The sequence below is a fragment of the Enterobacter sp. SGAir0187 genome (assembly GCF_002952735.2).
Lineage (GTDB): Bacteria > Pseudomonadota > Gammaproteobacteria > Enterobacterales > Enterobacteriaceae > Enterobacter > Enterobacter quasiroggenkampii.
Genome location: NZ_CP025034.2, coordinates 221564 through 233767, shown reverse-complemented (window position 1 = coordinate 233767; position 12204 = coordinate 221564). Strand labels below are relative to the sequence as shown.

Sequence of the window (12204 nt, the reverse complement as noted above, 5' to 3'; positions counted from 1 at the left end):
TATGAACCTAACGCAAATTTTCCGCCGTATTGCGCAGCGTCTCACCCCTCGTCACTTTGGCCTGCTGACGGGTATCTTTTGCATCATTGGCCTTTTCTCCGCGCTGCAGCTCTCCTCGTCACTCCTGCTTAACGCCTCCCTGAACGAAGCCCAGCGCAACGAGCAGCACAACCTGCTGGCCTGGCAGCAGCAGAGCAAGCTGGATTTGGCTCGCGTCTCTCTGCTGGCCGCAAGCGATCTCCTTAACCGCTCCGGCGTCTGGTTTATGCAGGATAAAGAGACCGGTTCCGACGGAAGCTGGCATAGCCTGATGGATGACGCGCAAAAGGCGCTGAAGGTTTCGCAGCAGGCATGGAAGGCCTGGCTGGCGCTGAATCCGCCGAAAGACGACGCGCTGGTGAACAGCTATCAACTTTTCTACGGTGCGATCAAAGAGCAGGCGGAAGGTCTGGTCAAAACCAACACCATCGACGCTTTTTTTGCCGTCCCGGCGCAGGCGTTTCAGACGGATTTTAACGACAACTATGCGCGCTATCAGCAGGCAAGCGAGAAGCAGGCGATGCAGGGGCGTCAGAGCCTCATGGCGCAGCTCTCCGACCTGCAAACGTTATTCCTGTTTGCCCCGGTGCTGTTAGTCGCCATCGCCGCTGTCGTCTGGTTCGGTATGTCCCGATGGGTGATTACGCCGCTGCGTCGGCTTATCGCGCATATCAACCGGCTGGCAGCAGGGGATCTCTCCGGCACGCCGCCGAACGTTATGCGCTTCAATCGCGAGATTGGGCAGCTTAGCGACAGTATTGCCACGATGCAGCTCGGTTTGCAGCAACTGGTGACGCAGGTCAGCCATGCCACGGCGACCATGGTGGAGAACATTGATGCCCTGGCACAGGGTAACCAGAAGCTGTATCAGCAGTCGGCACGTCAGGCGAAAGAGCTTGAGGATGTGACGGCGCATATCGCGGCGCTGGAAAGCCACGTTGAAGGCAATACCGGGTATGCCAGACTCGCCAGCGCCCGGGCCGATGAAGCGCGCCAGGCAGCCGTGGGGGGAGACCAGATGATGTCGACCGTGAACGCGTCCATGCAGGCGATCGTCGACCGATCGTCAGAGATGCGCGGGATCGTGGCGATGATCGACAGCGTGGCGTTTCAGACGAACATCCTGGCGCTGAATGCCGCCATTGAGGCGGCCCATGCCGGAAATCAGGGGCGAGGGTTTGCCGTCGTTGCACGGGAGGTTGGGCTGCTGGCCAGAAAGAGCAGCCACTCGACGCAGACCATTCAGGAGCTGATCAACCGTTCGGTGCAGGGGATTGAAGACGGTTCTCGTGCCGTCACCCTGATGGAAGAGAATCTACAGCAGGTCACCGGTCTGGTGGGCAATTTAAGCAGTTTGCTTAATGAGATCTCCACCGCCACGCTCAGCCAGGGAGACAGTATTCACCAGATGACGCGTCAGCTTCAGGCGCTGAACCAGGTCTCCCGTCAGACGGATTTGCTGGTCTCTGACGCCTCGGACGCTTCTGAACGTCTGCAAAAGCAATCCGATCTTTTATTGCAGGCCGTTTCGCGTTTTCGTCTTAGCGCCTGACGCAATACATAAGCCTCTGTTATACTCGCAGCCCGTTTTAGCCTGAGGGCAAGGAGCAAAGTGTGGCTGCGGTCATCCATAATGAGATGTTGGACGAGATTCTGGCGCAAGTTCGTCCGTTAATTGGAAAGGGGAAGGTTGCCGACTATATTCCGGCCCTTGCCTCGGTCAGCGGGAATAAGCTGGGCATTGCTATCTGTACCATCGACGGACAGCGATACCAGGCAGGGGATGCAACGGAACGTTTTTCCATTCAGTCCATTTCGAAAGTGCTCAGTCTGGTTGCGTCGATGCGCCAGTATGAAGAAGACGAGATCTGGCAGCGGGTGGGCAAAGATCCGTCCGGCCAGCCTTTTAACTCGCTGCTTCAGCTCGAGATAGAACAGGGTAAACCGCGAAATCCCTTTATCAACGCCGGGGCGCTGGTGGTCTGCGATATGCTGCAAAGCCGCCTCAGCGCACCGCGTCAGCGAATGCTGGAGATCGTGCGGCAGCTTTCGGGCGTCGACGACATTGCCTACGATCCAGTGGTGGCCCGCTCGGAATTCGAACACTCCGCCCGCAACGCGGCCATCGCGTGGCTGATGAAATCCTTCGGCAATTTCCATAACGACGTGGCGACTGTGCTGCAAAACTACTTCCATTACTGCGCCCTGAAGATGAGCTGCGTTGAGCTGGCTCAGACGTTTCTGTTCCTGGCGCATCAGGGGCACGCGCCGCATCTCGATCAGGAGGTGGTTTCACCTCTGCAGGCTCGCCAGGTTAACGCGCTGATGGCGACCAGCGGGATGTATCAAAACGCCGGCGAGTTTGCCTGGCGCGTTGGTCTCCCGGCTAAATCGGGCGTCGGTGGCGGAGTCGTGGCTATTGTGCCGCATGAAATGGCGATTGCGGTCTGGAGCCCGGAGCTGGATGAAACCGGAAATTCGCTTGCCGGTGTGGCGGTTCTGGAGAAACTGACCCAGCGTATGGGACGTTCAGTCTACTGATGTCTGACCTGGATCCTCTTTTTTCCCGTCTGGCGCGATCGACGTTTCGCTCGCGCTTTCGCTTAGGCGATAAGGAACGGCAGTACTGCTGGGACAAAGGCCCGGATACCATTGACCAGCATGCCGCGGATTTTGTCGAAAAGCGTCTTGCCCCTGCACAACCTGCAAACGACGGGAAACAGACGCCCATGCGCGGTCACCCGGTGTTTATCGCCCAGCATGCTACCGCCACCTGTTGTCGGGGCTGCCTGGCAAAATGGCATAATATTCCACCCGGTGTTCAGCTCACCGCGCAGCAGCAGCAATATATCGTCAGCGTCATTCACCACTGGCTGGTACTGCAGATGAACGCCTAAATTTGACGAGTTATGATCCCGCTGTATTTGTGTTATAGATGCATCTTAAGTGAGCTCCGATCGTGCTGACGACCGCAATAACTGCCATAAGCTTTCATATGGAATGATATTTAATGCGTTCTGCTCTTACCGCTTTCAGGCCGTTCCAGCCTGACACGCCGCTGCGAAATGCATCGACGATCTTTATCCTCACCACCTTGTTCTATTTTGTGGGCGCGGAATTACGTCTCGTGGAGGCCTTGTCGCTGTTCTGGCCACTCAATGGCGTGATGGCAGGGATCTTTGCCCGTTATGTTTTCCTGAATCGCCTGCATTACTATGCGGTATCCTATGTCGCGATGCTGTTGTACGACGCGGTCACGACCAGCTGGGGGATGGCCTCCGTGGTGATCAACCTGTCTAACATGGTCTTTATCGTCGTTGTGGCCGTGCTGGTTCAGCGTGACAAGCGGCTGATGAAGAAAACCCCCGATCCGCTTAACGCATTACGCCTGTTCAACTACTGTCTGATTGCCGCGCTGCTGTGTGCGCTGCTCGGCGCGGTAGGTTCGGTCGGGATTGACAGTCACACCTTCTGGCCGTTGTTTGCCGACTGGTTTAGCGAGCAGTTCTCAACCGGCGTGCTTGTTGTGCCGTGTATGCTCACGCTGGGCATGCCCGTGCGCGAATTCAGGTTGCGTCTGGAGCAGCTGTTACCGGTTATTGCGCTGATTGTCTCGGTGGTCGCGTCGGTGGTGATCGGCGGAGCGGGGAGCCTCTCGTTTCCACTGCCTGCGCTTATCTGGTGTGCGGTACGCTACCCATTGCCTGTGACCTGCTTGCTGACGTTTGTCACGGGCGCCATTGAAATTATTCTGGTCGCCAACTCGGTGATTAATATTGCCGTGGCGACGCCGTTTACCACCCCAATGATGTTTTCTGCCCGGCTGGGTATTGCCACGATGGCGATCTGTCCGGTGATGGTCTCCGTCAGCATGGCTGCCATTAATTCCCTGATCCGCCAGGTTTCGCTGAGGGCGGATTATGACTTTTTAACACACGTCTACTCGCGTTCCGGGCTTTATGAGGCGTTAAAGCATGAAGAGACGTACCGGCATACCCGTTTTTTGACCGTCATGCTGCTGGATATTGATTATTTCAAAAGCATTAATGATAACTACGGCCACGAGTGCGGAGATCGCGTGCTGGCGTCGTTTGCCCGACAGGTTCAGCAGGTCGTCGGCGAAGACGGCATGGTGGCGCGCATGGGCGGGGAAGAGTTCGCTGTGGTGGTTAATTCCGGCGACGCGCAGCACGGTTTTGAACTGGCTGAGCGTATCCGTTCCACCGTTGCCAGCCATCCTTTTACATGGCGTCACCAGACGCTCTTTCTGACGGTCAGTATTGGCCTCGGCAGTGGAAAAGCTGAGTCATGGCAACTGACCGAAGTCTTCAACAAGCTCATGGCCGAAGCGGACGATCATCTCTATCGTTCAAAAAAAGCGGGTCGAAATCGTACCAGTGCCCGGATGTCGGACGAGCAGGTTGCCGCGACCTCCGGAAGTGAAATATAGCTGCGTTAATCGTCATAAGGCATTGACGTGAATAGCAAGCGGCTTAACAGGATGTTCGAACACTGACAATGTCTCTGTTTAAGCTACGCTTTTAGTAACGCTTTACGTCAGGAGACATTATGAAAGCACCTGCAACCCCTGAAAATGAAACAGACAGACTGAACTCGCTGCGCGAATCCGGTTTGCTTGAGATAGACAGCTCCCCGGCGTTTGACCGGTTAACACGTCTGGCAAAGCGCTTCTTCCAGGTGCCGCTGGCGATGGTCAATCTGATTGATGAGCATTCACTTATTGTGAAGTCGGCCGACGGGCAGGCACCCAATTCCGTACCGCGTAACATTTCGTTTTGTGGCCATACGATCCTCACCGAAGCACCGCTGGTGGTGGGAGACATGCTGCAGGACGATCGTTTTGCGGATAATCCGCTGGTGGCCGGTGAACCTCGCGTGCGTTTTTACGCGGGCTTCCCGCTGCGCCTGCGTGACGGCGCGAGCGTGGGCTCGCTGTGCCTGATTGACTACGCGCCCAGGGAGTTTTCAGCGGCCGATCTCGCCGTGCTGGGGGATCTTGGCGCGCTGGCTGAAGATGAGTTTGCCGCTATCAGCGCGGCGACAACGGATGAATTAACGGGTCTATTCAACCGTCGGGGCTTTAATCAGCTGGTGCGGTTCACGCTTTCTGTTGCCCGGCGCCGGGCTGAGCCGCTGACGCTCGGCTGGCTGGATCTGGATCGCTTTAAGGAGATTAACGATCGCTACGGGCATGAAGAGGGCGATAAGGCGCTGAAAGTCATGGCGCAACTGATGCGTGCATCTTTCCGTGAAGCGGATCTGCTGGTGCGTTTTGGCGGGGACGAGTTCGCCGTGTTGTTTGCGGATACGGATGAGCAGGGGGCCTGGATTGCCATGCAGTATCTCGCTGAGCAGGTGGAACACTATAACGCCCGCAAGCTGCATCCCTGGTCGCTTCATTTCTCATGGGGGCTTAGCGAATTCGATCATAATGGCAACGACCTGCAGCAGTGGTTAAAAGATGCCGATGAAAAGATGTACGCCATGAAACAGCAGCGCCAGCGCGCCCGGTGACATAACAAAAGCCTATGTCCGATCCGCTTGCGTTAATAAGTTGTTAAATACAAAGTGAGTGTATTCAACGTAAGGATAAACAATGAATACCTCACTGCAAATCAAAAATCTCACCCGGGAAGAGATCCTCACCCATCTTGATGCGCTGGCCGGGATCCTCGAAAACTGCGTAAACGGCGGGGCATCCGTCAGCTTTATGCTTCCTTATGGCCTGGATAAGGCCCGTATTTTCTGGCGCGGTATTGCCGAAAGCGTCGCGCGTGGCGAGCGACTGGTGCTTGCCTGCGTCGATGCGCAGGACGGCGTCATCGGAACGGTGCAACTGATCACAGATCAGCCGGAAAACCAGCCGCATCGCGCCGATGTGGCGAAGCTGCTGGTTCACGAGAAAGCGCGCCGGAAAGGGGCCGCGATGGCATTGATGGAAGCGCTGGAAGCTGAGGCCAGAGCCAGAGAGATTTCGGTGCTGGTGCTCGATACCTCCACCGGCAGCGGGGCCGAGACCTTCTACCAGCGTGCTGGCTGGCAAAAGGTTGGTGATATCCCGCGCTATGCCCTGATGCCGGACGGTGCCATGACGTCCACGTCCGTGTTTTATAAGTTCTTATAATTTTTCTGCACAACTACGCGACGTATTGATCAAAACAGGGTTTCTGGTCGTTAAGTTTTGATAAGTTATCGTACCAATCTTGTCAGGCTGTATGACTAATCATAAAAGGAACCTCTTGTGAACACGCTCAACCGTCGCGATTTTCCCGGTGCTCTGTATCCCGAACGCATCATTCAGTTTGGTGAAGGCAACTTCCTGCGCGCGTTTGTCGACTGGCAAATTGACCTGTTAAACGAACATACCGATCTTAACGCCGGCGTGGTTATCGTCCGTCCGATTCAGAGCGACTTCCCGCCGTCACTGAATACGCAGGACGGTCTCTATACCACGCTCATTCGCGGTCTGAACGAGAAGGGTGAGGCGGTGAGAGCAAGCCGGCTTATCCGCTCCGTTAACCGGGAAATCGACGTCTACGACCAGTATGATGCGTTCCTGAAGCTGGCACACAATCCAGATATGCGCTTTGTTTTCTCGAATACCACCGAAGCGGGTATCAGCTACCACGAAGGTGACCGGTTCGACGATGCCCCTGCGGTGAGCTACCCGGCGAAGCTGACGCGTCTGCTGTTTGAGCGCTTTAGCCACTTCGACGGTGCGGCTGACAAGGGCTGGATCATCATTCCCTGCGAGTTGATTGACTACAACGGTGACGCACTGCGTGAACTCGTCTTGCGCTATGCGCAGGAGTGGGCGTTGCCCGCCGCCTTTATTCAGTGGCTCAATGACGCCAACAGCTTCTGCTCGACGCTGGTTGACCGTATCGTGACGGGTTATCCACGTGACGAAGCGGCTGCGCTTGAAGCTGAGCTGGGTTATCACGATGGGTTCCTGGATACGGCCGAACACTTCTATCTGTTTGTTATTCAGGGACCTGCATCCCTTGCCCGCGAACTTCGTCTGGATAAGTACCCGCTAAATGTACTGATTGTCGACGACATCAGGCCCTACAAAGAACGCAAGGTTGCCATTCTGAACGGGGCGCATACGGCGCTGGTGCCGGTCGCCTTCCAGGCCGGGCTGGATACGGTAGGCGAGGCGATGAATGATGCAGAGATCTGCGCGTTCGTCGAAAAAGCAATTTATCAGGAGATCATTCCGGTCCTCGATTTGCCGCGTAACGAGCTGGAATCTTTCGCCAGTGCGGTGACAGGACGTTTTCGTAACCCTTACATCAGACACCAGCTGCTTTCCATTGCGCTTAACGGCATGACCAAATACCGTACCCGTATCCTGCCGCAGCTGCTGGCAGGGCAGAAGGCAACGGGGCAATTACCGGCACGTTTGACGTTTGCCTTAGCCGCGTTAATCGCGTTCTACCGCGCGGAGCGTAACGGGGAGAGCTATCCGGTGCAGGATGATGCGTGCTGGCTGGAACGCTATCAGCAGCTCTGGGCGCAGCACCGCGATCGGCAGTTGAGCACCCGTGAGCTGGTGCAGTCGGTGCTCAGCGCACGCGAACACTGGGAGCAGGACTTGACGCAGGTAAGCGGTCTTGTCGACCAGGTCACGCTGGACCTTGATGCCATTCTGCTGAAGGGCATGCGCGCTGCGGTTAAACCGCTTTGCTAATGCGTTCACCCGGCTTCGGCCGGGTTTGAATACGATCTATTTAGTTACAACATACTATTAGCTTTGTTTTTAAAAAGCACATGCAGCACTGTGCGGATTTCGCTAATAAGGGGAGAAAATGCAATGTCCCGTTAACAAGCTTGCAACGGTGACGGGGATCACGTTTAATAGCCTCGCTCTTTTCTTTCCTGAAACTCACTATGATCGTTCGTCCTAAACAGCACTGGCTACAACTGATTTTTGTCTGGCACGGTTCGGTACTGCCTAAGATCTATACCCGATTGCTGCTCAATTTCCTGCTTTCTATTGCCGTTATCCTGATGTTGCCGTGGTATACCTCGCTGGGCATCAAATTTACCGTGGCGCCATTCAGCATTCTCGGCGTGGCGATCGCTATCTTTTTGGGTTTCAGAAACAATGCCTGTTATTCACGCTACGTTGAGGCTCGCCTGCTCTGGGGGCAGTTGATGATAGCGGCGCGCTCGCTGTTTCGCGAGGTAAAAAACACCTTGCCTGACGATAAGCACCTCGGCGAATTCGTGCGACTGCAGATTGCTTTTGCCAACTGCCTGCGGATGACCCTGCGCCGGGAGCTGAACGCCGAAAAGCTCTCTCGCTATCTTGCTCCGGATGATTTACGCCACGTGATGAGCGCCAACTCGCCGGCAAACCGTATTTTACTGATCATGGGGGAGTGGCTGGCCGTACGGCGGCGTAGCGGGCAACTCTCAGACATCCTGTTTCACAGCCTGAATAACCGTCTGAACGATATGTCCATCGTCCTGTCCGGTTGCGAGCGCATTGCGACCACGCCGGTACCGTTTGCCTACACGCTGATTTTGCACCGCACGGTGTATCTGTTCTGCATCATGCTGCCGTTTGCGCTGGTTGTGGATCTGCACTACATGACGCCCTTTGTCTCGGCGCTGATCTCCTACACCTTTATCTCGCTGGACACCCTGGCGGAAGAGCTGGAAGACCCGTTTGGCACAGAAGATAACGACCTGCCGCTGGACGCCATCTGCAACATGATGGAACGCGATCTGCTGCAGATGAACGACGAAGAGAATATTCCGGAAAGGCTGGTGCCGGATAAGCACTATCAGCTGACCTGACGGGCGTTCCACTCGTCGCGGGTGATCTCCCACAGCTCGGAGTCCAGCATCCCGCTGACGTAGGCTTTCTTCTCCGTCCTGATAAGCCGCATGCCGCTACTGTCCGAAATACGACGGGAGCGGCTGTTAGCAGCGGCCTTCGGGGCCCGCAAAACGGATTTGTTTAGCGTGTTGAACCAGTAATCCGTCGCGGCAATGCTGGCTTCGCGCATAAATCCCTGCCCCTGGAACTCCGGCGCGAGCCAGAACCCGCGGTTGTTATCCTCGACGTCGTACAGGCAAATAATGCCCATCAATTCATCCGGCACCTCACGTCGCCGGATGCTCCAGAACCAGGCAATCCCTTTCGCCATATCCGGCAGCGCCACGTTGTTGACATAGTTTTCCGCGCCGTTATCCGGATAGGGCCAGGGCACGGAAGAGACCATATAGCGGACGATCTCCCAGCGCGGATACAGCGTTTGTATCTGGACGGCATCTTCCGCAACCAGCGGTTTCAGCAGTAAACGTTCTGTCGTGAGCGTCGGTATCGTCATGCGCGGATCTCCCTATTTAGGCGTTATGCTTTTGTTAGCGTTCTGGTATTTTCATCTATATGACATTCTATTTAGTTGCGTTGTAACGTATTCACTACCAAAATTTTGCTCTGCTGAGCGTTCGACTACCATCAGATTAGTTGGGCTAATTTACCTACCCACATAAGGAATAATGTATGGTTTTGCCTGGAATGAATCCTGAGACAAATCTACCCGGTTATGATTATGCGCGAATGGCTGGTTTAGGGGCTGCAGATTTCGATTTCAAAGCACTGGGTTCCGCCATGGACTGTAATCGCGAATTTGCTCAGGCCGGTATCATTTATTCTGATGGTACTCAACGCTACCTGGTTCGCTCTGGTCAGCGTCATCCTAATGGCCAAAGTGGTATTGTAACCCATGTAATTGTAACGAAAGCGAACTCGCAGCCATCCACCTCTAGCGTAGGTAAATCATTGACTGACGCTGTGACATCGACATCCATGGGTACTGAGCTTGCGTCGACTGTACTATCCTGTGGCGCGATGATCATTACTGGAGGTGTAATGCTTGCAGGCACGGCAGCAACACCTCTTACCGCAGGAGGCAGTGGTGTTTTAGTGGCTATCGGCTACGCTGGTACTCTCGCTACCGGATTACAATGTGTTAACGGTTTTTATCGTATTTATGATCTGGTTGAAAACGGTGGCGGAAATGTTGCATGGCTCGATACGCAAGAATGGTACGTCGCCACCTCCACATCACTGGATGTAATTTCGTTAGCAAGTGCAGGTGGGGCATTAAAAGAAGCCGTTACCACCTGGCGTGCAATGAAATCCATATCTTCCTTGAAAGCCACTGAATGGTTAAAAAACTATCCTCGTCAGGATCGTGCTCGTTTGACCGAATTGATAATTCGCGCGCAAAACCCCGGTATAAGCAACAAAGAAATCAAGGCTCTTATCCGCGCGGGACTCTATCCGAAACGCTTTCCAACCGGGCCGGTTCAGGTAGAACTCACTCGGCAACTTGGGCAAGTGGTAACAAGTGCCGCAGCATTGGCAGGAAGTGCGGTTAGCGGCGTTATTGCAGCGCCCAGTAACTTACCACGGACCGGTAAATACATTATCGGTACCATTCAGTCACTGGCGGTATTCTGATGAAGTTTTTGAGTTTGTTAACCGGACGGGTTTTCCAGGATCTCCTGCAACATGGTAAAGAGATAGAGGAGGCTATTGCTCGTCGTGATACCCGCCTTCAGGATAATTCCACTCCCGAGCTTGAACGATATTTTTCGCGCCCCCTCAGCGAGCTTCCGCGTCAAAATCCTTACCCGGTAGCTATGCTGTTACCTCTGTTTTTAGTGGCGTTTGCGCTAAACCTTTTGCCTTTTCTCAGCACGTTGCAGGCTTTGTCACCTTTACATCATGCATTGAGCTTTTTCTTACCATCATTGACGATGACAGGCGCGCTCATTGTGACAAGCGTACTACTGGCTCGTGGAAAGACGTCGGGATTGTCGGGCTTTATGGCGTTGTTCATCATCCTGCTGATAACGACCCTCGTTCAGGTTCTACATGTCATGCTTTCTCATGATGGAAGCCTCTGGCCACACGTCATTGCATCTTTCGCGCTGTTACTTTGTCGGGTGGTGATGAACGGCAGCGGCTTTGTTCTGTTTACGCTCTATTGTCGTACTCAGCGTCTTGCCAGATTGGCACGGGAAATGCGGCTAAAAAGCCGTTAAAGGGGGAGGTTATGACATTACGAAAAGCCACGCCACAGGAAGCCGAAACACTCTGGGACATTCGCAACCAGGCGATTCGTCACGGCTGTAAAACCAGTTACGACGCTGAGGTCATTGCGCACTGGACGCCCGATCTGATGCCCGAACGCTATCGGCAAATGGTCATTGAATACCCTTTTTACGTGGTTGAAGATGAAAAGGGCGATGTTGCGGCAACCGGCTACCTCGATCTGGATACCCATTGCCTGGAGGCGATTTTCACCTTGCCCGCAGCCTCCGGCAAAGGCATGGCGACCCGGATTATCGAGGCCCTCAAACATGAGGCCCGTAGCCGGGGGATAACCCGCCTGACGCTTGATGCAACGCCTAACGCCCAGGCGTTTTATCAGAAGCTGGGGTTTGTAACGCTGCGCGAAAGCTATCATCACTCGCGTATGGCCGGGGCTGATTTACGCTGTTTTGAAATGGCGATTACTCTGTAATGTGAGGAAAACATGGCTGTTACGGTACGACCGCTATACAAAGACGATTATTCCCAATGGCGACCGCTGTGGGACGGCTATACCCATTTTTATGATTGCTATCTTGAGGAATCCGTCACCGCAGCGACGTGGGAAAGGGCGCTCTCAGCGCATTCATCGATGTTCTGCCGGGTCGTGGAGAAGGACGAAAAGGTCATCGGTTTCGCGATGTGCATTTTGCATGAAGGCACCTGGTCAACGGCCCCCGTCTGCTACCTGGAAGATCTGTTTGTTGATGCTGCCGAACGCGGGGCGGGAGCAGGTAAGGCGCTCATTGACGCTCTGGTTGAGGAAGGCAAGCGCGAAGGGTGGTCGAAACTGTACTGGGTCACCCGGGAGAACAACCCGGCGCGTAAACTCTATGACAAATATGGTGAAGCTGACGATTACGTCCGCTATCGTCTCTCCCTCTAAAACTTCAGCGCCTGTGTTTGTATCACACTGTATCAGCGTCCCGGATACATACACAGGCTTGCAATAAACCCGCTTTCGCACATATCCGCTATACATTGAGGTGTTGTGATATCCCCGTGAATTGTACTCAACCGGAGAT

The 12204-nt window shown here is 54.6% G+C and carries 13 protein-coding genes; 12 read left to right on the top strand and 1 reads right to left on the bottom strand.

Annotated elements, in window-relative coordinates:
* Position 1 precedes the first annotated feature (1 nt).
* The 8 genes from CWR52_RS01105 to CWR52_RS01070 all read left to right on the top strand — a co-directional run bounded on the left by CWR52_RS01105 (position 2) and on the right by CWR52_RS01070 (position 8868).
* Complete coding sequence (locus CWR52_RS01105; RefSeq protein WP_104948561.1) at positions 2-1591, top strand: methyl-accepting chemotaxis protein; 1590 nt, start codon at positions 2-4, stop codon at positions 1589-1591.
* 86 nt (positions 1592-1677) lie between these two features.
* Complete coding sequence (glsB, locus tag CWR52_RS01100; protein ID WP_414650407.1) at positions 1678-2580, top strand: glutaminase B; 903 nt, start codon at positions 1678-1680, stop codon at positions 2578-2580.
* The gene (locus CWR52_RS01095) at positions 2580-2936 is read left to right on the top strand and encodes a DUF4186 domain-containing protein (protein ID WP_069719235.1); all 357 of its coding nucleotides are present in this window, start codon (positions 2580-2582) and stop codon (positions 2934-2936) included. The genes glsB and CWR52_RS01095 overlap by 1 nt, the downstream gene beginning before the upstream one ends.
* A gap of 113 nt (positions 2937-3049) precedes the next feature.
* Positions 3050-4489 carry a sensor domain-containing diguanylate cyclase gene (locus CWR52_RS01090; RefSeq protein WP_104948559.1) on the top strand — a complete coding sequence of 480 codons (1440 nt, stop codon included), beginning with the start codon at positions 3050-3052 and terminating at the stop codon, positions 4487-4489.
* Positions 4490-4608: 119 nt separating this feature from the next.
* Positions 4609-5574, top strand: a complete 966-nt coding sequence (locus CWR52_RS01085) for a sensor domain-containing diguanylate cyclase (protein ID WP_104948558.1) — start codon at positions 4609-4611, stop codon at positions 5572-5574.
* Positions 5575-5656: 82 nt separating this feature from the next.
* Positions 5657-6184, top strand: coding sequence for a GNAT family N-acetyltransferase (locus CWR52_RS01080; protein WP_104948557.1), 528 nt, complete (start codon positions 5657-5659; stop codon positions 6182-6184).
* A 117-nt stretch (positions 6185-6301) separates the two neighbouring features.
* Positions 6302-7753, top strand: coding sequence for a tagaturonate reductase (locus CWR52_RS01075; protein WP_104948556.1), 1452 nt, complete (start codon positions 6302-6304; stop codon positions 7751-7753).
* A 200-nt stretch (positions 7754-7953) separates the two neighbouring features.
* On the top strand, positions 7954-8868 hold the full coding sequence (locus CWR52_RS01070; RefSeq protein ID WP_104948555.1) for a bestrophin family protein: 915 nt from the start codon (positions 7954-7956) through the stop codon (positions 8866-8868).
* Here CWR52_RS01070 and CWR52_RS01065 read toward each other — a convergent pair.
* The gene (locus CWR52_RS01065) at positions 8856-9404 is read right to left on the bottom strand and encodes a GNAT family N-acetyltransferase (RefSeq protein ID WP_047075363.1); all 549 of its coding nucleotides are present in this window, start codon (positions 9402-9404) and stop codon (positions 8856-8858) included. The two genes, CWR52_RS01070 and CWR52_RS01065, sit on opposite strands and share 13 nt — an antisense overlap.
* 176 nt (positions 9405-9580) lie before the next feature.
* Here CWR52_RS01065 and CWR52_RS01060 point away from each other — a divergent pair, with 176 nt between their 5' ends.
* Genes CWR52_RS01060 through CWR52_RS01045 form a run of 4 tightly spaced genes read left to right on the top strand, consistent with a single transcriptional unit; the run spans position 9581 to position 12065 of the window.
* Positions 9581-10543 carry a hypothetical protein gene (locus CWR52_RS01060; protein WP_104948554.1) on the top strand — a complete coding sequence of 321 codons (963 nt, stop codon included), beginning with the start codon at positions 9581-9583 and terminating at the stop codon, positions 10541-10543.
* A complete protein-coding gene (locus tag CWR52_RS01055; RefSeq protein WP_104948553.1) occupies positions 10543-11130 on the top strand; it encodes a hypothetical protein in 588 nt (195 codons plus the stop codon). The genes CWR52_RS01060 and CWR52_RS01055 overlap by 1 nt, the downstream gene beginning before the upstream one ends.
* 11 nt (positions 11131-11141) lie before the next feature.
* Positions 11142-11612, top strand: a complete 471-nt coding sequence (locus tag CWR52_RS01050; RefSeq protein WP_104948552.1) for a GNAT family N-acetyltransferase — start codon at positions 11142-11144, stop codon at positions 11610-11612.
* A 12-nt stretch (positions 11613-11624) separates the two neighbouring features.
* The gene (locus CWR52_RS01045) at positions 11625-12065 is read left to right on the top strand and encodes a GNAT family N-acetyltransferase (protein ID WP_104948551.1); all 441 of its coding nucleotides are present in this window, start codon (positions 11625-11627) and stop codon (positions 12063-12065) included.
* Positions 12066-12204 lie beyond the last annotated feature (139 nt).